Here is a 24,246-nt window from a genome sequence, read left to right on the forward strand (position 1 = left end):
CCGCCGCGTCATGAGGTCTGGCGAGACTGGCCGAGTCTCAAGGCACCCGCAACCTTGCTGAGAGCGCGAGGTGTCAGGGAGTGGGCGGAAACGCGGGCTGCGCGGGCGGCGGGAGGTCCGGATTGTACAGGCCTCGCAGCACCAGCGTTGCCCCCTGGTCATCCTTGAGGAGCGCCGGCTGGCCCTGGTGGAGCCCTACCAGCCGCACCGTGAAGCCCACGCCATCCGGCGTCACGTGCACCGCGAGTTGCCCCGGGACGAGCGGGTCCGGCACCGCGCTCTCGGAGGGCAGCCAGGCGACCTGGGGATGAACGGGGAGGAAGGCGCGCGTGTACACCCGCACCTCGCTGGCGCCGGACTTCTGGAGCGCGGCGCGCCACGCGTCCTGCGACTGAGGTGTCTCTCCATGTGACTGGAGCTCGTGCACCATCAGCAGGTGGACGCGCCGGGCCACGCGGAGCAGCTCCAGGTTGGCCGCCACATCGGAGCGGGACTGCTCCAGCCCTTGCGGACGACCGCCGGCGAGCGTGGCCATGACGCCCAGGAGGATGACGCCGGAGGCCCACATCGGCGCGGACCGGCCTCGCACCAGTTCCCAGCTCAGGCGCGCCGTGCCCACCGCCGCCAGCAACGAACCGGCCAGCACCAGCCAGCGCGGCGCCGCGCCCGCGTGGAAGGGCTGATTCAAGGCCTGCGTCAGGTGCGTCCACTCGGGCACAGACGCCACGCCCACGCCCACGGCGAAGGCGACGAACAAGACGGCGTGCACCAGCCGCAGACCCAGCGGGGACGGCTGCCCCACCTCACTGCTTGCCGTCACGGGAAAGGCAGGTTCAGCACGAAGTAGAAGGAGTCGTAATAAATCTGGTACGCCTCCATGAACAGGTCGATGACGTTGGACTGCTTGTCCTCCGTCCAGCGGACCTTCACCGACGCGCCGACGATGAGCGCGACGACGAGAATCCAGTTCAGGAGCGAGTACTCCAGCATGGCCTGCCCGCGACGGTTACGGGCGCGGGGACGCAGCGTCTTCGGGTGGTTCACGGCGTGTCCTCAGAGGTGTCGTGTCCGTGCCCGTCATCCGCGTCGCCGGGCAGGTCATCGAGTATAGCATCCGCGTACTCCAGCTTGATCTTCGGTGCGTCTGGAGCGGGGATGCGCATGCGGGGCTTGGCGTCGATTCCGTACTCCGCCACTTCCATGGCGTGCCCGATGCCGGGAATCTCAATCTTGGCCAGGTTCAGCAGCGGAATCTCACGGCTGAGCCACATCCGCTTGATGACGGTGTTCTTCATGACGACCTCGACGGGGACGGCCGCCACGGTGCCTGCCAGCGTCATCAACCGGGACTCCTTGCCCGAGCGCGTCGTGGGCTTCACGCCCTTGGGCAGCGGCGCTTGCTTCTCCGGCGGCGCGGCCTGAGCCTTCTTCGCGTCCGCCTCCTGCTGCTTGAGCACATGCTGGAGCGCCTCGTCCGAATACTCCTGGGGCTGGCCGAAGCCCGTGCCGATGTAGAGGCGGGAGATGGCGTCATAGCGAATCTCGTCGCCCTCCCGGGCCACCAGCATGCGCATCTGCGCGAGCGGCGACTTCATGGCCGGATGGGTACCCGCCTCCATCTCCACCCACACCGCGTCCCGGCCCTCCTTGTCCTTCTCCTCACCCACCACCGCCAGGCGCCAGTAGTAGACGCGCAGGCCGCCTCCGTTGAAGCGGTACGTCACCCAGTCGCCCAGTCGGGCCGGACGGGCGCCGCGGGACATGTGCTGAACCAGCTCCCGCGCGGGATTCGCCTCCACGCGGACCGGAAACGCCAGCACCAATGCCGCCACCACGAGCAGGGCCCTCACTTCGCGCCCTCCTTCTTCTGGGCCTGGTCCCGCTCGTAGGCCTCGCGGCTCTGGCGCACGGCATCGTCGTTGGGCACCGCGTCCGGACGGTCCGAGCCAATCCACATCTGGACCACCGCGGTGACACCCTCCTCTGCGTGCGACAGCGTCGTCACCACCTGCTCACCCTTGCGGGCGTGCTCCATGGTCAGCTGCGTGCCGCCGCCCATCTTGAGCGCGGACTGCCGCACGGGCGCGTAGCCGCGGCGCTCCAGCTCCGCGTTCACCTGCTGCTGCACCTTCGTCAGCTCTCCCGTCACCAGCGTGGTGCGGCTCTGCGAGCCACCCGGGTCATCCCGCGTGGCCAGGTCCTGGCTGTAGAGCGCGCCTTCCAGCGCTACCAGCCCGGGCGCCGGCTTCTTGGGCGGACGCACCCACAAGTCCCGCAGCGCAGTGAAGCCCACCGTCTTGCCCAGGTGCTTGCGCAGCACGACGCCACGCTGAAGCCCCTCGCGGGTATAGAGCGCCGACACCACGCCCTCGTCCTGCATGTCCCCTTCCACCACGGTGGGGTAGCCCTCTTCCTGCCACTTCCGGGCGAAGTAGGCCGCCACCTTCTCCATGGGGTCCGACGTCGTGAAGTACGCGAGGCGGTAGTACTCCCCGCCAATGACCAGGTCATTACCGATACGCGTGTGGATGGTGCCCGGATAGACGGGCAGCTCCTGTTCCGCGGCTGCTGGCGCGGAGGCCAGCAACGCGAACAGGAGCGCCGTCCGGACGGCCCCTACCCTACTCGCAGGGAATCTTGAGGTCTTGCTCGTCATTCTGCGTGGACTCCGGGCGGGCATCCGGGTCGGTCGGGTCATCCGCCATGGCCCGCTTGCACCCCATGTAGAACTCGCCGCGCGCGTTGAAGACCTTGATGTAGTTGCTGTTCGCGTACGTCATCTCGTCACGGAACGGCGCGGTGTCGAAGCAGTTGGGCCGTTCGTGGTCGGTCAGCTTGAGGCTGCGCTTGTGCATGACGTGGAGGCCGCTGCTGGCCTTCGCATCATACTGGGCAAGGCCGGTGCAGTCCCCCTTCTGCGAGGCGCCCACACCGTAGTTCCGGGACACCACGAAGGTCCCCAGGAAGTTGGGGAGCACCGAGGCGACCACATCCAGGATGGCGCCGATGCCCAGGCTGTCCAACGTGGAGGCGAAGCCCAGGAACACCATCCGGTCCACCTGGCGGTAGAGGCCGTGGGGCTGGCTGAGGGAACCACCGGTGTGCTGACCGGCGCGGCGGCCACGGATGATGGCGTCACCGCCGTCCGGCATGTGCCAGCCGTTGGCGTACATGGAGTACTTCGACTTGAGCCGCAGGCTGCCCAGGTCGCGCCCGCCCATCATGTTCTCTTTGAAGAAGCCGCCGTTGCCGCCGCTCTTGTCGAGGTACCGCGTCGGCAGGATGGTGTTCTCGTAGTTCATCTCGACTTCGGATTCGACCCAGCCCTTGTTGTTGAAGCCCCACTGGTTCAAAACCCATCCCATGCCGTTGTTCAAGGGGCTGAGGATGGCGCCCGCCAGGCCGCCTCCTTCGCTGGTACTCGGGCGGCTGAGCATCCCGCTTTCGAGAAGCGCGATCTCCTTGTTGGTGATGGTCGCCGTCACGTCCGTGTAGCGGGCAATGAAGTTGCCGCCGGTGCCGTTGGGCTCCACCGAGTCCATGTCCTTGAAGCGCTCGACGAACTCCTCGTGGGCCTCCCGGCGGGCGTCCTCGAAGGCGTCGTCGTGCTTCCCGTTCGCGAAGTCGGAGAGCGCGTAGCTCGTCATCTCCCAGACGGCGTAGCGCGCCGCCTCCTGGAGCTTGAGCTTCGCCCTCACCAACTCCGTGAGGTACATGCTGAACATCAGAATCATCACGAGGAGCGGCACGGAGAGCGCGAACTCGACCGTGGCGGCACCTCTTGAGCGCGAGCGCATTTGGAGACGGGCACGCATGGCAGTCCTCAGTGCGTAATGATCTTCGGGGCAATGCCCTGAAGCGGTCCAGGCAGCGCATCCATCATCTCACCAATCTTCGGCAGCGAGTGACGGCCCTGGAACACGGACGCCAGACGCGGGCGCCAGTAGGGGTTGAAGAAGTTGGGCTGCTCCGCCCAGTTGCCGGGGCGGTGGTAGTAGGACTGGCCGCGGGAGATGACGTTGAGGCCTTCGACCAGGCCCAGGAACTTCTTCCGGTTGTTCAGCATCTCCAGGCCGTCCGTGTCCGGCGTGAAGGCGAACTTCACCTTGCCTTCGTCGTTGAGCAGCGCGGGCGCGTTGGTGCCGGTACCGTCCTTGTTCTCCCGGTTCACGACCTGGTCCGGGTCTTTGTTCAGGGCGACCCAAGCGGTGGGCTGGTTGAAGTCCGCCTGGCGCTTGGACGCATTCTCCATCGATGCGTTGGCGGTGGGGTTGCACACATCGCCGAGCTGGCCGGGCTCGAAGTGCATGAACGGCGTCAGGCCGCCCCAGGGGTGGTGACCGTCCTGCACCGGCCGCACGTTGGCCGCGAAGACGTCCGTACGGGCCCAGCACACGAACGCGAGCTCCAGCACGCAGATTTTCGACTGTTGCAACCCCACGTCGCGCTCGGGGCCACCCGGCCGCATGTGGCCGGACCAGCGCTCCGGGTTGCTCGGGTAGTTGACGCGCCAGTGCATGCCGCCCCGGTGACGACCGCTGTCGGTGTCATTGAGCGCCCAGATGCTCGTCTTCGTCATGTGCTTGTACGGCAGCTTGGTGGTGTTGTTGTCCCCCTTGCCCTTGCGGTTGTCGCCGAAGCACTTCCAGTAGTCGTCGTTCTTGGTGCACGACACCGGGTTGTCCGCCTTGCCCACGCCCACGTCGATCTCCGGCGGGCCGAACTTGAGCCAGTACGGATCGTCCGAACCGATGTTGTCGCCCTGGGCCGTCATGCCCCAGGGATTGATGTTGTCGTTCCAGTCGCGGATGTAGTTGCGGCCTTCCTGGCCGGGACCGCGGCCGGCGCGGATCGCGTTGGCGTTGGGGAAGCCCGTGGAGAGCATGCGCGTCTGGCCGATCTTGCCGAACTCGAAGATGCCCGGGATGTCCACGCCGCCGTTGAAGAAGTCCCGCATGAAGCTGAGCATGTCCGGCAGCGGCAGCAGGTCACCCATGCGGCGGCTGGTGATGAAGCCCTGGGGGCACGCACCACCGTTGGCGTCACAGGCGTAGCGCGTGGCGTTCGTGATGCCACCCATGGAGCGCTTGGCGCGGGCGATGGGGTCGTTGGCGGCCTTCTTCGTCACGTCCAGCGCGCCGAACGGGTTCTTCCACGTGTTCGGCGCCAGCGGCTTGCCACCCGCGTACGGGCTGTGCGCCTGGCTGAAGAGACACTGGCTGTAGAGACCCGTCGCCAGCTGGCTGGCCAGCGAGGAGATGTTGCTGTCGTTGTCGTCGATGACCGTCTGCGTGGTCTGCGTCACGTGCGTGGACGCGGACATCATCACCGCCTGCGACGCGAAGTACATCACGCCGTTCATCACCCGGTGCGCGGGGATGATCCATTCACCGATGATCCGGTCTGGATTCAGTCGCGTGATGACCTGTTGGATGGGTCTGAGGAAGTAGTTCCGGTACGCAGTCATGATCCGGCCAATGGCCTTGATGACCGCGCTCACGTACGGAATGACGTTTTCTAGAATGGGACAGGCGATCTTCCAGAAGAGGTTGTTCGTCTTGCCCGCGCATGGATTCAACGTGCGCATGAAGCCGTAGATGTCCGTGAGGAACGCCTCGGCGGAATAGATGAGTGACAGCAGCGACTGCCACATCATCGCCGACACGTAGTGCGACACCTGCGTGCGGTTGGCGTACGCGTAGAAGTTGAACGCGCGCGCCTCCATGGCGGCCATGGAGTACGACGCGGAGTCCGCCGTGTTCTGCAGGCGGATGCGTTCATGCACCGTGTGGCCGATGTTGACCGTGGTCAACACGGCGATGGACATGATCAAAACCATCAGGGCGGCCAGCACCAACGCCTGGCCTTCCTGGCGGCGGAAACTCTGTCGGAGGGTCCGGGTGAACATGGGTCGGGAGTCCTCTTCCTCTTACAGACCCCAGTCGGGGTTCAGGTGCATGATCCACTTGCGGTGGAAGTTGGACTGCATGCGCATGCTGTACGTGGCCGTCAGCGGCATGAAGTACCGCTTGCCAGCCAGGTCGGAAACGAGCGGGATGCTGCCGTTGGCCAGCATCCAAAGCACGGTCATCTCGAGCGGATAGACGGAGTCGTACCCCATCTCGTGCTCGATACCGCGGGCGCCGGCGAGCAACGGATCGAGGTTGCCACGCCGGTTCATCATGTTCGCGCGCGGGTCCACGGTGCCGCGGTCAATGGCGCCTCGCAGCGCCATGCCCGCGTTCGAGGCGAACCAAGAGTAGAAGATGATGGAGTTCGCGAACGGTACGCGCAGCTGGTACCAGTAGCGCAGGCGGATGGTCAGTCGCGTGGACTTGCGGAACACCAGCTCCGCGTCGTCAGGCTCCGGCAGGTTGAAGAACTTTCGGATGTGGTTCTCCAGCGAGGGCACCTCCGGGAAGGCGTCCGCGCCGTCGAAGTCCAGCTCCTGCCAGTTGTAGCCGCTGCGCAGCTTCCACATCGAATCGATGGGCGTGAAGTAGGCGGGACTGATGGTGTCCACGCGAATGACGCCGAACAGGTTGGACCCGTTCACTGTCCGGGGCACGCGGCCGCCGCCGAAGTTCAGCATGCGCATGCCGGAGTCGTAGAGCTGGTGGATGACGAACGTCTTCCCCAACTCGACGATGTCGTCGGTACGCCCCATGGTGGGAAGCAACGCCACGATGGCCGCGTCATGCATGCGCTCGTTGTTGCCGTTCCACACGATGCCGGCACGCGCGGCCTGGTAGGCGGCGTACTCCGTCATCAGCTTCGCGTGCTGCATCATCGTGAGCTGGATGATCCCCAGCGTCATGAAGACGGCGAGCGGCATGATCATCGCCGCTTCCACCGCGGCTTGACCCGACTGTCGGCGAGACGCCCCCCGCGCCCGCGGCTCCTGTGCTTCCTGTCCCATGAAACCATTATCCGGGGACTGGTGTCAGAAGCGCATCGGTCAAATGGACAGACGTGCGCCTACGTTTCCCTCCCATTTGATGAGAAAATACACCCTGCTATTTCGCGGGTTTTGCGGGCATCTCGTTCGCCGATGACTCGCGAGCCACCCGCCGGCGCGCCGATCTGGCGGCATCCGAGGCCGGCGCTTCTTGTATCACGAGGTTGCAAGCCTCGAGTCCTTCGGCACGCCTACCGAGGGCGAACTCGAACTCACACAGCTGGTTCAAAAGCGTCCAGCGCTCCTGTCCAGTCGCCCCCGAGGCCAGGGCGAGCGGATCAGCCCAGCCGCCCGGCCTCCCTCCCCCGCGTCGAACGCCGCCCGTGCCTGGCGCGACAGCTCCGCAACGGTGGGGCGCTCCACGGGGGGCGGAGGCGGCGCGGCGGTGGGCGCGGCTTTCTTGGAGGTCGGTGCCGGCGCCGGGCGCGGAAGCTCGGCCTTGCCCGGGGCGGCGACGCCTCCCAGGGTGCCCTTGGATGCCGACGCGTCCAGTTCGCCGTCGTAGGCAGCGCCCCGTGCCGCTGGCGACGTGGATCCCAGGCGCAGCGAGTCGCGCGGGGGGACGGACCGAGGTGCCTGCGAGTCCGCGACGCGCCGCTCCGAGAGAGCAGCGAAGGCGTCGTCCGAGTCCGCCGGCGGCGTCTGCAGGTCCATGGATTCGCTCGCGACTTTGGACTCCTCGTCCAGCGACGATGGCGCCCCTTCCTGCGCCATGGGCGCGGGCTCCAGCGCGGCCCGCATGTCGGCCTTGGGTGCGCGAGCAGCGGCGGGCGGCCCGCGCTTCGCCTTGCTCTCGCTCTCACGCCGAATCCGCATGTCGAGCCCGCCGCCACTGCCAGCGTTGGCCCAGTCCTCCGCGAGCAGCCGCTGCTCCCGTGAGCGCTCGGCCCCCTTCGACTTCTTCGGCGCGGCCATTTCCCGGGCGGCGTAACCCGCCGCTTCCGCCTCGGCGGGCATCGTCACCGCCGCCGCGGGGGCCGGAGCGGCTGCGGCCGGCGCGACATCATCGGCGGACGGAGGGGCCACCAGTTCTTCCTTCGCGACCGCGACCTTCGCCGCGCTCAAGTCAGGCCGCGTGAGTTCGGGCGACCGGGCCTCGAGCGTCAGAAGGCCAAAGGTGCTCACGGAGGCCAGGCCCACCACGGGCAACAACCACCGGCGCCAGCGGGACGGCTTCGGCGCGGGGCCCGCGGCGGCGCGGCGCGCGGCCTGCTGGGCATAGGCCATCAGCGACTCCAGCCCCGCGTCCGGAGCGGGCTCCACCGACAGCTGGGACATGGTGGCGCGCACCCCGCGAATGTCGTCCAGGGCCTGGGTGCAACGGACGCAGCCCTCCAGGTGGGCTTCGACGAGGCGGGCCTCGGGAACCGGCAGCTCGCCATAGGCGAAGTCGAGCAGCCGGTCCTCCTGCGCATGCGGATTCTGCGGCTTCATCCCACCACCGTCCTTCCGTCCTCGGCGAGGTCGCCGTCGACGCCCATCTCCGCCAGCCGGCGGCGAAGCCCGTCGAGCGCGTAGCGCATGCGGCTCTTCACCGTGTTCTCGGACACTCCCGTCACCTCCGCGATGTCCTTGAAGGGGATGCCGCTGTACTCGCGCAGGGTGAAGACCTCACGCTGCTCGTCCGGGAGCGTCGCCAGGGCTCGCTCCAACAGGGGACGCAGCCGGGCGTTGTAGGCACCGCGCTCAGGGCTGGCCCCCGCGTCCGGCAGGCCTTCCCCCAGGGGGCGCGACTCGTCCCGCTCCGCTCCCGGGGCGGGTGCCTCCAGGGAAGACACCTGGCGGTAGCTCTCTTTGCGCGCGCTGTCCACGCAGAGGTTCCTCGCAATCGTGTAGAGCCAGGTCGTGAACTTCGCCTTGGGCGTGTAGTCGCCGGCGCTCCGAACCACCTTCAGCCACGTCTCCTGCAGCACGTCCTCCGCCCGTGCCCGGTGCCCCGTGAAACGGAGGATGAAGTTGAACACCGGCGTCCGGTGCTTACGCACCAGCGCCTCGAACGCGCGCGCGTCCCCCGCCTGGAAGGCGAGCATCAGCCGCTCGTCTGAGGTTTCCGGTCCCAACACTCCCCCAACTCTCCTTGGAGCCACCCTCACCCGGCCCACTCCGCCACCCGTGCACAGTTAACGTGCGACGGGCCGCCAGGGTCTATCCCCGGCGAGGTCTCTGGTAAGTGGCGAGAATGACAGGGACGGCCACCGCTGTCACGAGCGCGCCTTGCGCCAGGAGCACCGCCGGCAGTGGCTGCTGCAGGTGCACGTACAGGGAGCGGCCGAGCGCCGCCCCGAGCAGCACGCCCGTCAGGGTGCGCACCGCGTTGCTTCCGGACGCCGGCCGGAAGCGGCCCACTGCCCAGTCCGCCAGCGCGGGAACGGTGAGCGCCAGAACGGCGGGCACGTCCAGCGCCCACCGCAGCGGGGCGCGCACGGCGAACAGGCCCACCATCACGGCCAGGAGCACCGGATAGGTCCCCAGGCAGCGCGCGCACACGCGCACGCTGCCGAACAGGTAGGTGCGGTTGTACTCATCCGGATGATGATGGCTGAGCCAGAACACCGGGACTTCCTCCAGAAGGGGCTGCGGCCGGGGCCTCACGCGCATCGGCCTCCGCCAGGAAACACGCGGCGAAGTGGCCACCGCCCAGCGCATAGGACGGGGGCGACTCGCGCCGGCACCGCTCCATGGCATGCGGACAGCGCGGATGGAAGGTGCAACCGGGGGGCGGTGCCAGAGGTGATGGCGGCTCGCCCGGCACCAGCAGGCGCGTCCGGGCGTGGCCGGGGTCCGCGACGGGCACCGCGGACAGCAGCGCCTGGGTGTACGGGTGGCGCGGCTGACGGTACAGCGACGCGGCTGGGCCCAACTCCACGATGCGGCCCAGGTACATGACGGCCACCCGGGTGGACACGTACTCGACGATGTTCAGGTCGTGGGCGATGAAGACGTAGGTGAGGCCCCGCGCCTGTTGCAGGTCCACCAGCAGGTTGACGATTTGCGCCTGCACGGACACGTCCAGCGCGCTAATGGGCTCGTCGGCCACCACCAGGTCGGGCCGCAGCGCCAGCGCTCGCGCAATGCCGATGCGCTGCCGCTGCCCGCCGGAGAATTCATGAGGGTAACGCGCCAGGGCCTCGCGCGGCAGCCCCATGGCGTCCACCAACTCCGCCACCTCGCGCTCCCGCTCCCCCGGCCCTCGGGCCAGCCCATGGATGGCGAAGGGCTCCTCCAGAATCTCCCGGACCGTCATCCGGGGATTGAGCGAGGCATACGGGTCCTGGAAGACGAACTGCATCCGCTGGCGCAGCGGCCGCAGCTGGCGCTGGGACAGTCCGGTGAGCGCCTGCCCGTCGAAACGAACGGATCCCGCCGTGGGCTCCACCAGCCGCAGCACCGCGCGCCCCAGGGTGCTCTTCCCGCAGCCACTCTCCCCCACCAGCCCCAGCGTCTCCCCGCGCATGACGTCGAAGCCCACGCCGTCCACGGCCTTCACCGCGCCGCGAACCCGGCCGAGCACGCCGCCTCGCACCGGGAAGTGCACCTGGAGGTCGCGGACCTGGAGCAGCGGCGTGGAGTTCATGGCGCGGGCACCGGGTTGTGACAGGCCGCCCACTGCCCTTCTCGCGGCGACGTCAGCGCGGGCTTCACGTGCGCGCAGACGTCCAGCGCGCGTTCACAGCGCTCCCGGAACGCACAGCCGACAGGCAACTGCCGCAGCGGTGGCACCCTGCCGGGAATGGCCCGCAGCCGCGCCCGGGAGGCTCGAGCGCCGCCCACGTCGCGCCTGGACGGAATCGAGCGCAGCAGGCCCGCGGTGTACGGGTGCGCGGGCTGGGCAAACAGCGCTCGCACCGGGGCGCGCTCCACCACCCGGCCCGCGTACATCACCACCACCGCGTCGCAGCTCTCCGCCACCACGCCCAGGTCGTGCGTAATCAGCAGCACCGCCATGCCCCGCTCGGCCTGAAGCCGCGCGAGCAGGTCCAGAATCTGCGCCTGGATGGTGACGTCCAGCGCGGTGGTGGGCTCGTCCGCGATGAGCAAGGCCGGGTCACACGCCAGCGCCATCGCAATCATCACCCGCTGCCGCATGCCTCCGGAGAGCTGGTGTGGATACGCATCCACGCGCTCGGCTGGCGCGGGGATGCCCACCTGCCGCAGCATCTCCACGGCCTTTTCCCGGGCCTGCGCGCGCGCGGCGCCCAGGTGCAGCCGAACGCCCTCGGCAATCTGCTCGCCCACGGTGAACACCGGGTTGAGCGACGTCATCGGCTCCTGGAAGATCATCGCCGCGTGACGGCCGCGCACCCGGCGCAGCTCGGCTTCCGGCAGCGTGAGCAAGTCCCGCCCCTGGAAGCGCACCTCTCCGCCCACCACGCGCACTGGCGGCTCGGGCGCCAGCCGCAGCAGGGACAGCGCCGTGAGGCTCTTGCCACACCCGCTCTCCCCCACCACGCCCAGTGTTCCACCCGGGGGCAGTGCGAAGGACACGTCGTCCACCGCGCGCACCGGCCCTGCTTCCAGCGCCAGCTCCGTGGTCAGCCCGCGGACATCGAGCAACAGCTCCTGGCCCGCGGGCGTCACGGCGGCTGTCACTTCTGGGCCAGCTCCTCCAGGAACTCGCCTTCCTGGATGACGCCCTTGCGGATGAGCAGGCGGATGAGGCTGGCCACCATGCGGGCCGGCTTCACCTTCTCCGTGTCCAGCGAGGCATCCTCGCCGCGGGAGATGCGCTCGATGTCGTCCAGGATGGCCAGGTCCTCGTCGGAGAACTGAGGCGTGGGCGTGAGCGGCACCGACGGACGCGAGCCCTGCGCGGCCCCGCCGAACATCACCACCGGCACGCGTGGCCGGCCCTCCGCGCCGTCCCCCTCCGCGTCGGGAGGCGGAGGCGGCGGGGGCCGCGCCGGGGGCGAGGGCTTGCGGCCCAGCAGGTCATCCAGCGCGTCCACGCCAGACTCGCCATCGGTGGCTTCCGGCGGCGGAGGCGGGGGCGAAGCCGGGCCTCGGAGCGTGGGGGGACGGGCAGCGGCGGGCGGAGAAGGCGGTACGGGCTTGGGCACGGGCTTCGGAGCCTCCGGGAAATCCCATTCGAGCGGCGCGCCAGCGGCCACGGGCGGAGGCGGCGCACCGTCCTCGTCCTCCAGGGCCACGGCTTCCACGATGTCCAGCGGCTCGCCCCGGGCACGCGCCAGCGCGGCGTCCAGGTCGTCCGAAGCCGCCACGAAGACGCGCATCTGCTTGCGGAGCTGGAAGCGCAGCTCGTCCACGAGCGTCACGTCCGCCGGGTCATCCACCGCGACGAGGATGCGCTCGCTGCGGCCTTCCACTTCCATCCGGAACGGCACGATGCGGTGCTCGGACTGGAAGTCCACGGACACCAACCCCACGACGTTCGCCGGAATCTCCTCCGGCAGCTCCACGAAGGGAAGCGCGTGCTGGGCGGACAGGGCCTGTGCGATGTGCGTGGGCGTGCAAAGCCCCTGCGCCACCAGCACCTCACCCAGGCGCTGACTGCCGAATGCGCCCCGACGTCCCAATGCCACGCGGACCTGCTCCTCCGTCACGACGCCGGCCTCGACGAGCAGCTCACCAATCTTCTTGCGCATGGGGGACTACCGCTTGACCTTCGCGAGGTACTCCTCGCGGCTGAACACGCCCTTCTCGATGAGCAGCTCCACCATCGCCTTGAGGGCGGCGACTTCCTTGCGCTGCACTTCTTCCACGTTGCGAAGCAGCTCCGCCGGACTGCCGGAGGCCGCCGCGGGACGGGCGGCGGGAGCCTCGGGCGCAGGGGCGGGACGGGCCGGGGCCGGAGCGGCGCGCGGCGCGGTCGCCACGGCCGCCGGGTCCAGGTCCTTGAGGTTCTTCACCACCGTGCGGCCCTGGGCGTCCACCACCTTGAAGTTGGTGTCCGCGTCCTCCAACTCGTGGTTCTGCTCGTAGATGCGCGCGAAGGCCCGGGCAATGGAGGTCCGGCCCGCCACGTTGGGGATGATGCGGCACTTGGTGACGGCGCGCAGCTCGTCCAGCATGCGCACGTTGAGCGGATCGGCCATCGCCACCACCAGCGACTTGCCGTCATCCCGCAGCTGCAGCGGCAGCACGGAGAAGTCCCGAGCCGTCTGGGCCGGAATCTTCGCCTTCACGTGCGGCTGCACCATCTGCACCGCGTCCAGGTTCACCGCCGGCATTCCCAGTTGCTTGGACAGGGCGCGCACCAGGATGTCCTCGGAGACGAGGCTCATCCTGACCAGGATTTCGCCCAGCTTGCCGCCCCACTTCGCCTGTTCGGCGAGCGCGGCCTTCAGCTGGCTCTCCTGAAGCACGTTCGCCTTGATCAGCAATTCACCAAGCTTGATCTGTGCCATGTCGTGGCGCGCACTCTAGACTGTCTCGGCAGCGTGCGCCCCTTCTTCCGCGCCTGCCCGGTCAGGAACCCGGTGCCAGGGGCGCGGACGACCCGGAGGCGGGCTCCCCGGCGGGCAGCTCCCGGCCGGCAGCATCCACCTCCACCACCCGGGCTCCCTCGGGGGCAACCAACTCGTAGAGTGTGAGGTCCGGTCGCGCGTTGAGTTTGATCTGCTGGTAGCGGACCTGGAGCTTCGTCTTCGCCTGCTTCGCCTCCAGCGACACCCGGCCCGGGAAGATGAGCCCGCCCTGCTCCAGGAAGTCCTCGAAGCCCAGGTCGTACCCCGGGATGCCCCGCACCTGGCTCTTCATGATGCGCAGGTACTTGGTGTGGACGTCGAGAACCTGCGTCGCCTGGCCCCGGTGGAGCGTCAGCACGTAGACGCCCTTCTTGCGGTCCAGCTCCAGCGTCATCCGCTCCGGAGGGATGAGCGGCACCTGCCCGAGCATGATGGGCACCAGCTCCTCGCCCGGCAGCATGACGGGCAGGAAGCGGGACACGTTGGCGGGGCTGGCGGGGCCCTGGTACCAGGTGTTCGTATCCGCCTGATACAGCCCGAAGCGCTGTCCATCGGACACCAGGGAGGCGAGCGGCCTGTTGAAGAAGTCGAACGTCTCCAGGTGCAGCATGGCCGGCCGGGTGACGGCGACGAACATGCTCAGCGTGCCGCTCTGGTCGGGCAGCTCGGCGCGCAGCTTCGCATCCCCCTCCAGCGTGACGACGTTCTCCTGGTTCTTCACGACGCGCTGATAGACGGTGTCCGCATCCGTGAGCTCGCCCTCGGGGCCGAACTCGATTCGCTTGGGACAGCCAGAACAGAGCACTACCAGGAAGATTGCGACGGCTGCGCGGTTCATATGGCCTAGTCTGGGCCATGCCGCCCTGCCCGGTCACCCACCAATGAGCCTGAACGACATCCTCCATTACCTTCGCCTGGGTGGCGTCACCCTCGCCCTGCTCATCTTCGCCTCGGTCGCGGCGCTGATTGTCGCCGTCGAGCGAATCATCGCGCTCTGGGGCGTGGGCGAGCGTTCACGCGCCTTGGGTGAGACAGTGAACAAACACCTGCTGCGCGGGGACGTCGCCGCGGCCCGCACCGCCGCCGAGCGCTCCGACGCGGTGGCCGCCGACATCTTCCTGGCCGGGTTCGACCGGATGGAGCGCAGCCGCACCGCCGGGGGCGCTGGCATCGAGGCCGCGGTGGAGCGCGAGCGCGCCCAGGTGGCCCTCAAGCTGCGCCGCTACCTGTGGATCCTGGCCACCATCGGCTCGATTACGCCCTTCGTGGGCCTCTTCGGCACCGTGGCCGGCATCATGCGATCCTTCAAGGACCTGGGCCTGGACGTGGAAGCGGGCGGCACGGGCGGCAGCGCGGCGGTGATGACGGGTATCTCCGAGGCCCTGGTCGCCACCGCGGTGGGCATCCTGGTCGCAGTGCAGGCGATGGTCTTCTACAACTACTTCCAGGCCCGCCTGTCCCGCGTGCTGGTGGAGCTGCGCCTGATTGGCGATGAGTTCGTCGAGCTGCTCAAGGAGCGGGCCGCCGGCCTGCCGCCGTCCGAGCCCATGCCTCCCGAACCGCAGGCCGCCCCCGCCACGCGCTCGGACGCACAGCCCGCCTAGGCCGGAGGAGAACGCACCATGGGCATGGGAAAGACTCCGGGCAGCGACGACGGCTCCGAGGATGGCGTCTTCGCTGAAATCAACATCACCCCGCTCACCGACATCTTCCTGGTGCTGCTCATCATCTTCATGGTGACCAGCTCCGTCATCGTGCAGCAGGGGCCGGGCGGTGGCGCCAAGGCCGGCCTCAAGGTGAACCTGCCCAAGGGCGGCGCCGCGGACGTCACCGCGCGCACCACGGACCTGTCGGTGGCGGTGCTCGCGGATGGGCGCTTCATGCTGGCCGGCAACGTCGTCTCCCAGGACGAGCTGCAGCAGGCCTTCGACGACGCCAGGCAGAAGGACGAGGAGACGGTGGTCATCGTCCAGGCCGACGAAGGCGTGCCCCACGGCACCGTGGTGCAGGTGATGGAGCTGGCCAAGAAGGCCGGGCTCGCGCAGCTGGCCATCGGCGTTCGCGAAGGCGAATAAGCAACACCTCCCCGCTGGAAACACCAAGGCCACCCAGGGCAGCGAGCCCGGGTGGCCTTGGTGCTTCAGGCGCCCCGCGTTTCAGCGGGGCGCGGACTCAGACGGACGCGAAGGCGGCGTCCGAGATGTCCATGGGCGAGGTGTCCTCGATGGTGAGCATCTTCGCCGCCTGCTCCACGTTGGGCAGCACGTTCCGCGCGTACCAGAGGGCGCTGTACTTCTTGCCCTCGTAGAAGGCGTGGTCCGGGTGGTCGGCGGAGACGGAGGCCTTCGCCTTCTCCGCGATGAGGGCCGCGTCCAGCAGCAGCCAGCCCACGGCGACCTCGGACATCATGTTGAGGAAGCGGTTGGCGGACAGCGGAATCAGCGGGAACTTGCTGCCGTCCTGCGACCAGCCGAACACCACCATGGCGCTGGCCATCAGGGCCTCCTGCGCCGCGGCCAGGGACTTCACGGCCTCGCCGTAGACGGCGTGCTCGCGGTGGGCCTCGATGAAGGAGCCCACGTCGCCCATGAACTGCTGGAAGTGCATGCCACCCGCCTGGCCCATCTTCCGGCCCACCAGGTCCATGGCCTGGATGTGGGTGGTGCCCTCGTAGATGGAGAAGATCTTCGAGTCGCGGGTGTACTGCTCCACCGGGTAGTCCTGGATGTAGCCGGCGCCGCCGTAGATCTGGATGGCCTGCGCGCACAGGCGGAACGCCTGCTCGGAGCTGTAGGCCTTCACCAGCGGGGTGAGCAGCTCCACCTGGCCCTTGTGGTACGTGGCCGCGTCGTCGTCCTTGCCGGCCAGCTGGCGCGCCTTGTCCAGGTGCATGGCCAACTTGATGATCAGCGAGCGGATGCCCTCCACGTGCGCCTTGATGTCCAGCAGCATGCGGCGGACATCCGGGTGCTCGATGATGGCGGCGCGGGGCGCGGTGGGGTCCTTCCACTTGGTGAAGTGGGAGCCCTGCTTGCGGTCCTTCGCGTAGTCCAGCGCGTTGTAGTACGCGGCGGACGCCAGCCCGATGCCCTGGATGCCCACGGCGATGCGCGCGCCGTTCATCATCTTGAACATCTGGCTCATGCCGACGTGCTCGACGGTGCCCACGAGCTCGCCGACACAGTTGTCGCTCTCACCGAAGTTGATGACACAGGTGGCCGAGCCGTTGATGCCCATCTTGTGCTCGATGGAGCCCACGCCCACGTCGTTGGGCTGGCCCGAGCTGCCGTCCGCGTTGATGCGCAGCTTGGGGACGATGAATAGCGACAGGCCCTTGGTGCCCGGCGACGCGCCGTCGATGCGCGCGAGCACGAGGTGGATGATGTTCTCCGCCATGTCGTGGTCGCCGCCGGAGATGAAGATCTTCGTCCCGCGGATGTTGTAGGTGCCGTCGCCGTTGCGGCGGGCCGTCGACTTGGCCGCGCCCACGTCGGAGCCGGCGTGCGGCTCGGTGAGGCACATGGTGCCGCCCCACGTGCCGTTGAGCATGCGCTCCACGAACTGTTTCTGCTGCGCGGGCGTGCCGCACTCCGCGACAACTTCCGCCGCGCCGAAGGCCAGGCCGGGGTACATGTTGAACGCCGAGTTGGCGCCCGACAGCAGCTCCTCCACCGTCACCTGGAGCATCATCGGCGAGCCCTGGCCGCCGTGCTCCGGGCTCACGCCCACCGTCTTGAAGCCCTGCTCGTAGAGCTTCTTCCACGCGTCCTTGAAGCCCGTCGGCGTGAAGACGGCGCCGTTCTCCACCCGGCAGCCCTCCCGATCGCCCACCGAGTTGAGGGGTCCGAGCACCTCGCGCGCAAAGCGGTACGTCTCCGACAGCACCGCCTTCGCTTCGTCCGGACCCCAGGCATCGAACGGCGCCTGGCCGGCCACCTGGCCGAAGCCGAACTGCTCGAACAGCGTGAAGAAGATCTCTCGAAGGTCGGTCTTGTAGGTGTTGATCCCGGCGGACATGGCCACTCCTGCGTGACGGCTCGCTGCCCGCCCTCGGTGAAAAAGGATGAGGTCAGCGGCGCGTTGAGACGCAGGAAGTGTGGCGGCGACTGATTTTTGAGTCAACCCCGAATGACACCTCGCGTTGAGGGGCCGTCAGAACCGCCCCTCGAGACGCGGTGCGTCTGCCTACTTCTTCGCCTTCTTGGCGGAGGGAAGCGTGGCTGTCTTGGCCGCCGGCTTTTCCCGAGGAACCGTCTTCTTGGAGGTGACGCCCTCGCGGCGCTCGTCCGCCTCGTCGCCCTCCTCGCTGGGAGCTGCGGCGCTGGTGGCGGGTGCGGCGGCGTTGGCGTTGCTCAGGCTCTCCCGAGGCACCTCCACCACGATGGGGGACTGGCCGGAGCGCTGCCGGTTCTCGTCCTCCAGCGAGTAGAAGAGCTGGATCTGCGAGGAGCCCTTCATCACCAGTTCGCCCTTCTGGTTCTCCGCCCAGAGGTCGATTTCGACGAAGTAGCGGCCCCCGGAGCCGTGCCGGTCGCTCACGCGGCCCTTGCAGACGACGGTGTCACCCGGCCACACCATCTTGATGAAGCGCACGTTGTAGCGCCGCATCTGCCCGCCCCGGGCCCAGTCGCTGATGAGCTGACCGAGCATGCCCATGACGAGCATTCCGGGCGCGTAGACGCTCGGCATGCCCACGCTCTTGGCGTAGAGCTCGTCCACGTGGACCGGGTTGAAGTCTCCGGACGCACCGGCGTAGCGCGACAGCTGGACGCGGTCGACGGGCGCCTTGGCCAGCGCGGGCAGTTCGTCCCCGACGCGGATGGCTTCGAAGTACAACTTGCGCGCGGGCATCACGGGGTCTCCTTGGCGGCGCGGACCACCAGCGTCCGGCGGGCGCGGAACACGAGGTTGCCTTCCTCGTCACGGCCTTCGTCCTCGATGACCGCGATGTCCATCTTCCCGGACATGCCCGGACGCTCGAAGACGTCGGAGACGCGCGTGGAGACGTAGATGCGGTCCCCCGCGAAGATGGGCCGCTCGTAGTCGAAGCCCTGCTCCGCGTGGAGCAGGCTCTTGATGCCCACGCCCAACAGCTCCCGCAGGTCCGCCGCCGAGTGGAAGGACGCGGGGAACGTGGGGGGCGCGATGATGGTGGGGTACCCCGATGCCCGGGCGTACTCCTCATCGTAGTAGATGGGGTTGTAGTCCCCGATGGCCTCCGCGAACCGACGGATGGCGCCCTTTTCGACCTCGTTCAGCGTCGGCGGCGAGGCGCGGCCGATCGCGTTCTTGTCCAGCATTTCCTCTCCTGACTCTAGCGTCCGGCCGGAAGCTCGAGCACCGTGAGGAGCCCGGCTTCGGCGGCCGTCAAGCGTGGCGCGGCATTCACCAGCGCATTCGCGGTGGCCCGGTCGCCCGCCACTCCCCCCGGGATTTCCAACACCAGCTTCGGGTCAGCGTCGATTTCGATACGGTCCTTGGGGTCATCCGCCCCCACCGCGATGGTCAGCTCCAGCCGCACCCGTTCCTGTCCATCCTCCAACCCCACCACGGACTGGAACATGCCAGCCACCCTTCCCTTCCTGACGGGAAACGCGCCGCCAGAGATGTCCTCCTCGGCGAACACGGGGGCTACTTCTTCTTCGAAGTCGTCGCAATCCAGCCCCAGGCCGAGGGCCGCGAGCGCCGCGGACTCAACAAGGCCAACGTGGCCCAGTTGCTCACTGTCCACCAACTCGAAGAACTCCTCCTCCGTCAGCCCCGCGCCCACCGTCCGCTGCAAGGCCTCGCGCCGGGTCCGCGCATCCACCACGCGAGTGACGGTGGCACGACGGACCGGACCACAGACTTGTCCGGCAACCGCGACCAGACGATCCAGCACGAAGCCCGGATTGACGCCGGTGCCCACCACCGCGACGCCCGCCTTCTGCGCCGCCTGGTCCAGTTCGTCCGCCAGCTCCGGGTACTTCAGATGCGGGAAGGCCAGCTCCTCACACGTGCTGGCCACGGGCAGTCCGAGCTTCACCGCCTCCATCACCTGGTCGAACACCTTGGGCAGCCGCGAGCCGGTGGCATGCAGCACCACCACGCCCTTGCGTCTGCCCACGGCCTGCGCCAGCGAGGCGGAGACCTTCACACGAGGGGCGGGGCCTCCCAGGACATCACCCAAGGGGCGACCCACCAGGCCGGATTGCACGTCGACGGCCCCGATGAGCTCCACCTCAGGTGAAGACATCGCAGCCCGGGCAATTTCCTGACCGATGAACCCCAGCCCCATCACCACCACCGGCACGGGCCCTTCCGGGGCTTTTGCCATCGGAGATTGCTCCACGATTCCAAGGGGTTAGCGATACAGTCCAGCGTTGCCGCGCACCATAAATCACACCTTGGCGGGCAGGCAAGCGTGACGTGGTTCTACCTCTCTTCCTGAATGGAAGAACCTCCAAGGATTTCCATGACTTAGAAGCGCATAACCCGCCTAGGGGGTCTTTTGGGGGTGCGTAGCGGCGTGTATAAAGCTGTACAAGCACGCTGTCCTGGAGGCACATCGGGCATGGATCGCATCCTCGTCGTGGACGACGACGTCCTCATCCTGGCCGCCCTGTCACGCATCCTCCAGGCAGAGGGGTACGACGTCGTCACCCACAGCGACCCGGCGGTGGCGGCCCGGGAGGTTGGCTTCCAGGTCGTCCTGACGGACTTCATGATGCCGTACCTCAACGGCATCGAACTGCTTGGCGCCCTTCGGGAGAAGAACCCCAAGGCGGTGCGGCTGATGCTGACGGCGGCGGCGGACTTCCGCACCGCCTCCGAAGCGGTCAACCGCGGCGAGGTCTTCCGGCTGCTGGGCAAGCCCTGGTCACTCAGCGACCTGACGAGCAGCGTCCGGCAGGCCTTCGCTCACTACCGCCTGGTGGACGCCAACGAGCGGCTGTCGCGCGAGGTCGCGGAGAAGAACGCCGAGCTGGTGGCCATCAACCGCGACCTGGAGCGGCGGGTGGTGGAGCGCACCGCGGGGCTGCTCGACGGGCTCATCAGCGCCCTGGACTACCGCGACACGGAGACGCAGTGGCACTCGCGCCGCGTGTCGCTCTACTCCCGCCGGCTGGCCCAGGAGGTGGGGATGACGGGAGGCGCGCTGGACGTGGTGGAGCAAGGCGCGCTGCTGCACGACATCGGGAAGATTGGCGTGCGCGACTCCATCCTGCTCAAGCCCGGTCCGCTCACGCCGGATGAATGGGTGGAGATGCGCAAGCACCCGGAGTTCGGTTACCGGATGCTGGCGAAGATGCCCTACCTGCACGAAGCGGCGCTCATCGTGCTCCAGCACCAGGAGCGGTGGGACGGCAAGGGCTACCCGCAGAACCTGGCGGGAGAGGACATCGTCCTGGGCGCGCGCATCTTCTGCCTCGCGGACACGGTGGATGCGATTACGTCCGACCGCCCCTACCGCAAGGGCCGGCCCATGAGCGTCGCGCGGGATGAAATCCGCCGCTGCGCGGGCACCCAGTTCGACCCGGCGCTGGCGGAGGCCTTCCTCAACATTCCGGAGACGGAGTGGCAGCGCATCCGCCAGGAAGTCGAGGCCTTGGAAGCGGCGGAGAACGAGCGCTGGAACAGCGACCCGCTCGGGCCTCCCGCGCCCCTGGCCCGTGCCAGCGGCGCCTGAGTCAACGCTTCAGGGCGCCAGCTCCACCGCGCGAACTTCGCGGATGACGTCCCCTTCCAGGAGGGCGTCCACCACGTCCATGCCGGACACCACCTCGCCGAAGGCCGTGTAGCGGCCGTCCAGGTGCGGCTGCGGGGCGTGGGTGAAGAAGAACTGGCTGCCGCCGGTGTCCTTCCCGGCCAGGGCCATGCCCAGGGTGCCTCGTCCGTAGGGCCGACGCGTCATCTCGCAGCGGATGGAGTACCCCGGCCCGCCCTCACCGTCCCCGCGCGGGTCTCCGCCCTGCGCGACGAAGTCCGGCACCACGCGGTGGAAGGTGACGCCGTTGAAGTAGCCCTTGCGCGCCAGCGCGTGGAGGTTGCCCGACGTGAGGGGCGCCTCGTCCACGTCCAGCCGCACGGTGATGTCCCCCTTGTCGGTGCGCAGCACGAGCCCCGCGCGCGCCGGGGCGGCCACGGGCCGGAAGGTGTTCGCGGGCAGCTCCACGCGCGCCGAGCGCACGCGCTGCCCCGTCAACTGCGTGAGGGCCTGCGCCGCCACGCGCCGCACGTTGGCGTGCGGGTGCATCAGCCATTCACGCAGTCGGGGCTCGGCGGCCGGGCCCTGCAGCGCCACCAGCGCGCCCGCCACCGGCTCGGCCAGGTCTCCCGGCGTCTGCGGCACACGCGCCGCCAGCGCCTCCACGGCAGGCAACGCGGCCGCGTCCTTGAACACACCCGCGGTCGCCGCCGCCGCGCCCGCCACCACTTCATCTTCGCCTTCGATGAGCTCACGCACCGGCGCCGCCGCCTCGGGCACGGGCCGCGCGGACACGGCTTCCAGCGCCGTCAGGCGCACACGCGCCTCGGGGTGACGCAGGTACTTCACCGCGAAGCCCGCTCCTCCCTGCCCCTTCGACTGAGCCACCTCCCGCAGCCCCAGCGCCAACCGGCGCGCCTCGGGCACGCGCCCATAGCCGCAGCCCATGACTTCCTTCAGCGCTCCCTCCTGCCGGTCCATCGCCGCCGCCAGCCGGCAGTCCAGCCAGGCCAGGTCCGCACGCGCTACGTCCGAGGCCGCACCCCGCTCCGCGTCCGCCAGCGCGAGCCGCAGCGACTCCAGGACGGGACGGCCAAAGGCGGGCAGGCCCTGCTGCGCCAGCGCCAACAGCGCGTGTCCCTCCGACGACCGCGCCAACGTCTCCACCGGCGCCTTCGCGCCCTCCGGCGCCGAAGCCCCAGCCGCCGCTGGAGGCGCCATGCCCCGAGCCACGCGCTTGGCTCGCGCCACCAAGGCCTCCAGCGCATCCACCGCGGTACACGGTCCACTGCAAGCCGCCGCCAGCTTCGCGAGCGAGCGCGCCGCCTCCGCCGCCACACGCGGAACCGTGTCCTCCAAGAGCTGCCCGAGGACCACGGCATCCTCGGGACCACCCACGTCTCCGAAGCCCTTCGCGCACGAGGCCCGCACGTCCGCGTCCGAGTCGCCCAGGCAGCGGCGCAGCGCGGGCAGGGCCTCGGGCCGCTTCACGGTGGCGAGGAAATAGGCCCCCGCCTGACGCGCCTCCACCGGCCGCTCGGCCGCGAGCAGCGCCTCCGCTGGCGCCAGGGGCACCTGGGCAACCACCGCCGCGCCGCGGGTGCGCGCGAGGACGCCCAACGCCTGCGTGACCTGGGCCGCCTCCACCCCATCCGCTTCGCGCATCCGCTCGGACAACCACGCCACGGCCCCGGGCGTCCCCAGCCGGCCTACGGCCTCCACCACCGTCCGCCGCACGTCCGCGTCGCGTTCCGTCCGCCCGGCGTCCAACAGCGCCTTCTCCAACGCCGCGAGCTCGGCATCCACCAGGGGCTCCCAGGAGAGGGCGAGCACGCCCGCGGCGAAGGCGGCCTCGCCACGTACCGCCGAGTCCTCATCCTTCAGCCCCGCGATGACGGTCTCCAGGGTGGCCGGGTCCTGGATTCGCGCCAGCGCCCGCAGGGCCCGAGCACGCACCCGTGCGTCTGGTGCACTGGCGGCGAGCGAAACCAGGGCCCCATTTCCCAGCGAGCGCGCGTCCTCCCACGCCTGGATGCGCTCGATCGTCTGCGCGTCCACGGGTGGCGGCTTCACCGGTGGCACGGAACGGACGCATCCGGACAGCAGAGAGAGAGCGACGACACAGGTCGACAGGGCACGGGCGAAGTGCGAGCGGCGCATGGCGCGGGCCTAGGTCAATTCCCCGCGAAAATCCAGGGGTTAGGCCGCAGGGGTTTGACACGCACGGCCGGCGCTCCGAAGATGGAAAGCGGATTCTCTCCGCGGGAGCGTTGGTCCTGAACTGCCCTGGCTGCGGCTCGAAGGTAGCCGCCAACACGTCCATCTGTTCCGTCTGCGATTACATCATCGATGGCTCGTTCCTCTCGGGGGAACCGCCGGCCGAAGCGCCTGAGGAGTCCACGGACGCGGCGGAGGACCCCCGCCGAGCCGCCAAGCCGCCTCCTCCGCGACGCCCACGCCCGGCCACAGGCAAGTCTGGAAGCCGGCCCGCCGCCGCGGCCGCGCCGCCGCCCGACTCGGACTCCACCAACATCCGGAGCATGGAGGACGTCGCCCGCAGTGCGCCGCAGCAGCGCGCGGCGCGTGCAGCGGCACCTCGGCCCGCGCCTCGCAAAGCTCCCGCTCCCGAGCCCGCGGCCTCGGTGGACCCCTGGGACCGCTCGGGCTCGGACGACCGGGGCAGCGCCGTCACCGACCCGGATGAGCTCATCCGTGACGCGAAGGAGCTGTTCGCTCAGCTCCAGGGTGGCGACAAGGTCGCGTTCTGGGGCGCGGCGGTGGTGCTGATGTCGTGCTTCCTTCCGTGGAAGGAGACGGCGGTGGATGGAGACGTGCTCGGCCTGATGAGCCCGGGCTGCGGCGCCTTCATCATGTCCATCCTCCTGCTCACGGCCGTCACGGTGCGCGTCAAGGGCTCGTTCCCGAACGTGAACCCGGTGGTGCCGTGGATGGGCCAGCTCATCGTCAGCATCGTGTGCCTCATCTGGTGCGTCGTGTTCATCAAGGTGTCGTCCGACACGACGATGGTGCCCACGCCCATCGGCAACTCGGAGATGATGAACTCGTCGCCCAGCTTCGGCGTCTACGTTGCCATCCTGGGCGCGGTCGCCACGCTGGGCGGCACGCTGCTGGGGCTCAAGGGCCAGTCCTCGCACTGAGCCTCCGCGCCTCGAATG

24 protein-coding genes are annotated in these 24,246 nt (G+C 68.8%); 4 read left to right on the forward strand and 20 right to left on the reverse strand.

Annotation, left to right across the window (positions count from 1 at the left end; translation table 11 throughout):
* Positions 1–73 precede the first annotated feature (73 nt).
* The 15 genes from OZ403_RS24000 to OZ403_RS24070 all read right to left on the reverse strand — a co-directional run bounded on the left by OZ403_RS24000 (position 74) and on the right by OZ403_RS24070 (position 14,221).
* The gene (locus OZ403_RS24000) at positions 74–820 is read right to left on the reverse strand and encodes a hypothetical protein (RefSeq protein ID WP_140793407.1); all 747 of its coding nucleotides are present in this window, start codon (positions 818–820) and stop codon (positions 74–76) included.
* The gene (locus OZ403_RS24005; RefSeq protein ID WP_140793409.1) at positions 817–1,044 is read right to left on the reverse strand and encodes a hypothetical protein; all 228 of its coding nucleotides are present in this window, start codon (positions 1,042–1,044) and stop codon (positions 817–819) included. Before OZ403_RS24005 ends, OZ403_RS24000 begins: the two co-directional genes overlap by 4 nt.
* The gene (locus tag OZ403_RS24010) at positions 1,041–1,850 is read right to left on the reverse strand and encodes a hypothetical protein (RefSeq protein WP_140793411.1); all 810 of its coding nucleotides are present in this window, start codon (positions 1,848–1,850) and stop codon (positions 1,041–1,043) included. The genes OZ403_RS24005 and OZ403_RS24010 overlap by 4 nt, the downstream gene beginning before the upstream one ends.
* Positions 1,847–2,656 carry a hypothetical protein gene (locus tag OZ403_RS24015; RefSeq protein ID WP_140876133.1) on the reverse strand — a complete coding sequence of 270 codons (810 nt, stop codon included), beginning with the start codon at positions 2,654–2,656 and terminating at the stop codon, positions 1,847–1,849. Before OZ403_RS24015 ends, OZ403_RS24010 begins: the two co-directional genes overlap by 4 nt.
* Positions 2,622–3,815, reverse strand: coding sequence for a TadE/TadG family type IV pilus assembly protein (locus OZ403_RS24020; RefSeq protein WP_140793414.1), 1,194 nt, complete (start codon positions 3,813–3,815; stop codon positions 2,622–2,624). The genes OZ403_RS24015 and OZ403_RS24020 overlap by 35 nt, the downstream gene beginning before the upstream one ends.
* A gap of 8 nt (positions 3,816–3,823) precedes the next feature.
* Positions 3,824–5,908: a Tad domain-containing protein gene (locus OZ403_RS24025; protein ID WP_268781833.1), complete on the reverse strand. Its 2,085-nt coding sequence runs from the start codon at positions 5,906–5,908 to the stop codon at positions 3,824–3,826.
* A 21-nt stretch (positions 5,909–5,929) separates the two neighbouring features.
* Positions 5,930–6,919, reverse strand: coding sequence for a TadE/TadG family type IV pilus assembly protein (locus OZ403_RS24030; RefSeq protein WP_140793418.1), 990 nt, complete (start codon positions 6,917–6,919; stop codon positions 5,930–5,932).
* A 264-nt stretch (positions 6,920–7,183) separates the two neighbouring features.
* Positions 7,184–8,392, reverse strand: a complete 1,209-nt coding sequence (locus OZ403_RS24035) for an anti-sigma factor family protein (protein WP_268781834.1) — start codon at positions 8,390–8,392, stop codon at positions 7,184–7,186.
* Positions 8,389–9,021: an RNA polymerase sigma factor gene (locus OZ403_RS24040; RefSeq protein ID WP_174258872.1), complete on the reverse strand. Its 633-nt coding sequence runs from the start codon at positions 9,019–9,021 to the stop codon at positions 8,389–8,391. Before OZ403_RS24040 ends, OZ403_RS24035 begins: the two co-directional genes overlap by 4 nt.
* A gap of 82 nt (positions 9,022–9,103) precedes the next feature.
* A complete protein-coding gene (locus tag OZ403_RS24045) occupies positions 9,104–9,511 on the reverse strand; it encodes a DUF2085 domain-containing protein (protein WP_268781835.1) in 408 nt (135 codons plus the stop codon).
* Positions 9,480–10,532: an ABC transporter ATP-binding protein gene (locus tag OZ403_RS24050; RefSeq protein WP_174260075.1), complete on the reverse strand. Its 1,053-nt coding sequence runs from the start codon at positions 10,530–10,532 to the stop codon at positions 9,480–9,482. The genes OZ403_RS24045 and OZ403_RS24050 overlap by 32 nt, the downstream gene beginning before the upstream one ends.
* Positions 10,529–11,548, reverse strand: coding sequence for an ABC transporter ATP-binding protein (locus tag OZ403_RS24055; RefSeq protein WP_328285461.1), 1,020 nt, complete (start codon positions 11,546–11,548; stop codon positions 10,529–10,531). Before OZ403_RS24055 ends, OZ403_RS24050 begins: the two co-directional genes overlap by 4 nt.
* Complete coding sequence (locus tag OZ403_RS24060) at positions 11,545–12,561, reverse strand: general secretion pathway protein GspE (RefSeq protein WP_140799083.1); 1,017 nt, start codon at positions 12,559–12,561, stop codon at positions 11,545–11,547. The genes OZ403_RS24055 and OZ403_RS24060 overlap by 4 nt, the downstream gene beginning before the upstream one ends.
* 6 nt (positions 12,562–12,567) lie before the next feature.
* Entirely contained in the window at positions 12,568–13,323 is a 756-nt protein-coding gene (locus tag OZ403_RS24065; protein WP_140793431.1) for a general secretion pathway protein GspE, read from the reverse strand.
* A gap of 61 nt (positions 13,324–13,384) precedes the next feature.
* Entirely contained in the window at positions 13,385–14,221 is an 837-nt protein-coding gene (locus OZ403_RS24070; RefSeq protein ID WP_268781836.1) for a DUF4292 domain-containing protein, read from the reverse strand.
* 43 nt (positions 14,222–14,264) lie between these two features.
* Between OZ403_RS24070 and OZ403_RS24075 the strand changes: the two genes are divergently transcribed.
* Complete coding sequence (locus OZ403_RS24075; protein ID WP_140793435.1) at positions 14,265–14,987, forward strand: MotA/TolQ/ExbB proton channel family protein; 723 nt, start codon at positions 14,265–14,267, stop codon at positions 14,985–14,987.
* 18 nt (positions 14,988–15,005) lie between these two features.
* On the forward strand, positions 15,006–15,458 hold the full coding sequence (locus OZ403_RS24080; protein ID WP_011554662.1) for an ExbD/TolR family protein: 453 nt from the start codon (positions 15,006–15,008) through the stop codon (positions 15,456–15,458).
* Between the two features lie 97 nt (positions 15,459–15,555).
* Here the strand turns inward: OZ403_RS24080 and OZ403_RS24085 are convergent, their stop codons facing one another.
* The 4 genes from OZ403_RS24085 to OZ403_RS24100 form a co-directional block, all read right to left on the reverse strand.
* The gene (locus tag OZ403_RS24085) at positions 15,556–17,400 is read right to left on the reverse strand and encodes an acyl-CoA dehydrogenase (protein ID WP_140793437.1); all 1,845 of its coding nucleotides are present in this window, start codon (positions 17,398–17,400) and stop codon (positions 15,556–15,558) included.
* Positions 17,401–17,568: 168 nt separating this feature from the next.
* Positions 17,569–18,234 (reverse strand): MaoC family dehydratase, encoded by a 666-nt coding sequence (locus tag OZ403_RS24090; protein WP_140793438.1) that lies wholly within the window; start codon positions 18,232–18,234, stop codon positions 17,569–17,571.
* Entirely contained in the window at positions 18,234–18,683 is a 450-nt protein-coding gene (locus OZ403_RS24095; RefSeq protein WP_002636736.1) for a MaoC family dehydratase N-terminal domain-containing protein, read from the reverse strand. Before OZ403_RS24095 ends, OZ403_RS24090 begins: the two co-directional genes overlap by 1 nt.
* Positions 18,684–18,697: 14 nt before the next feature.
* Positions 18,698–19,699: an NAD(P)H-dependent amine dehydrogenase family protein gene (locus OZ403_RS24100; protein WP_140799089.1), complete on the reverse strand. Its 1,002-nt coding sequence runs from the start codon at positions 19,697–19,699 to the stop codon at positions 18,698–18,700.
* A 237-nt stretch (positions 19,700–19,936) separates the two neighbouring features.
* On the opposite strand from OZ403_RS24100, the gene OZ403_RS24105 reads away from it, so the two are divergent.
* Positions 19,937–21,052 (forward strand): HD domain-containing phosphohydrolase, encoded by a 1,116-nt coding sequence (locus OZ403_RS24105; RefSeq protein WP_140799091.1) that lies wholly within the window; start codon positions 19,937–19,939, stop codon positions 21,050–21,052.
* Between the two features lie 9 nt (positions 21,053–21,061).
* Here OZ403_RS24105 and OZ403_RS24110 read toward each other — a convergent pair whose 3' ends face one another.
* Positions 21,062–23,230, reverse strand: a complete 2,169-nt coding sequence (locus OZ403_RS24110; protein ID WP_140799093.1) for a peptidylprolyl isomerase — start codon at positions 23,228–23,230, stop codon at positions 21,062–21,064.
* A gap of 110 nt (positions 23,231–23,340) precedes the next feature.
* Between OZ403_RS24110 and OZ403_RS24115 the strand changes: the two genes are divergently transcribed.
* Positions 23,341–24,228 (forward strand): hypothetical protein, encoded by an 888-nt coding sequence (locus tag OZ403_RS24115; RefSeq protein ID WP_237077371.1) that lies wholly within the window; start codon positions 23,341–23,343, stop codon positions 24,226–24,228.
* Positions 24,229–24,246 lie beyond the last annotated feature (18 nt).

It is taken from the genome of Myxococcus sp. NMCA1 (genome assembly GCF_026810205.1).
Classification (GTDB): domain Bacteria; phylum Myxococcota; class Myxococcia; order Myxococcales; family Myxococcaceae; genus Myxococcus; species Myxococcus xanthus_A.

Excerpts from the sequence above, each read along its gene's own strand:
- OZ403_RS24015 (WP_140876133.1), bottom strand. The coding sequence starts at position 2,656 with ATGACGAGCAAGACCTCAAGATTCCCTGCGAGTAGGGTAGGGGCCGTC.
- OZ403_RS24020 (WP_140793414.1), bottom strand. The coding sequence starts at position 3,815 with ATGCGTGCCCGTCTCCAAATGCGCTCGCGCTCAAGAGGTGCCGCCACG.
- OZ403_RS24025 (WP_268781833.1), bottom strand. The coding sequence starts at position 5,908 with ATGTTCACCCGGACCCTCCGACAGAGTTTCCGCCGCCAGGAAGGCCAG.
- OZ403_RS24030 (WP_140793418.1), bottom strand. The coding sequence starts at position 6,919 with ATGGGACAGGAAGCACAGGAGCCGCGGGCGCGGGGGGCGTCTCGCCGA.
- OZ403_RS24035 (WP_268781834.1), bottom strand. The coding sequence starts at position 8,392 with ATGAAGCCGCAGAATCCGCATGCGCAGGAGGACCGGCTGCTCGACTTC.
- OZ403_RS24050 (WP_174260075.1), bottom strand. The coding sequence starts at position 10,532 with ATGAACTCCACGCCGCTGCTCCAGGTCCGCGACCTCCAGGTGCACTTC.
- OZ403_RS24060 (WP_140799083.1), bottom strand. The coding sequence starts at position 12,561 with ATGCGCAAGAAGATTGGTGAGCTGCTCGTCGAGGCCGGCGTCGTGACG.
- OZ403_RS24065 (WP_140793431.1), bottom strand. The coding sequence starts at position 13,323 with ATGGCACAGATCAAGCTTGGTGAATTGCTGATCAAGGCGAACGTGCTT.
- OZ403_RS24070 (WP_268781836.1), bottom strand. The coding sequence starts at position 14,221 with ATGAACCGCGCAGCCGTCGCAATCTTCCTGGTAGTGCTCTGTTCTGGC.
- OZ403_RS24075 (WP_140793435.1), top strand. The coding sequence starts at position 14,265 with ATGAGCCTGAACGACATCCTCCATTACCTTCGCCTGGGTGGCGTCACC.
- OZ403_RS24080 (WP_011554662.1), top strand. The coding sequence starts at position 15,006 with ATGGGCATGGGAAAGACTCCGGGCAGCGACGACGGCTCCGAGGATGGC.
- OZ403_RS24085 (WP_140793437.1), bottom strand. The coding sequence starts at position 17,400 with ATGTCCGCCGGGATCAACACCTACAAGACCGACCTTCGAGAGATCTTC.
- OZ403_RS24090 (WP_140793438.1), bottom strand. The coding sequence starts at position 18,234 with ATGCCCGCGCGCAAGTTGTACTTCGAAGCCATCCGCGTCGGGGACGAA.
- OZ403_RS24095 (WP_002636736.1), bottom strand. The coding sequence starts at position 18,683 with ATGCTGGACAAGAACGCGATCGGCCGCGCCTCGCCGCCGACGCTGAAC.
- OZ403_RS24100 (WP_140799089.1), bottom strand. The coding sequence starts at position 19,699 with ATGGCAAAAGCCCCGGAAGGGCCCGTGCCGGTGGTGGTGATGGGGCTG.
- OZ403_RS24105 (WP_140799091.1), top strand. The coding sequence starts at position 19,937 with ATGGATCGCATCCTCGTCGTGGACGACGACGTCCTCATCCTGGCCGCC.
- OZ403_RS24110 (WP_140799093.1), bottom strand. The coding sequence starts at position 23,230 with ATGCGCCGCTCGCACTTCGCCCGTGCCCTGTCGACCTGTGTCGTCGCT.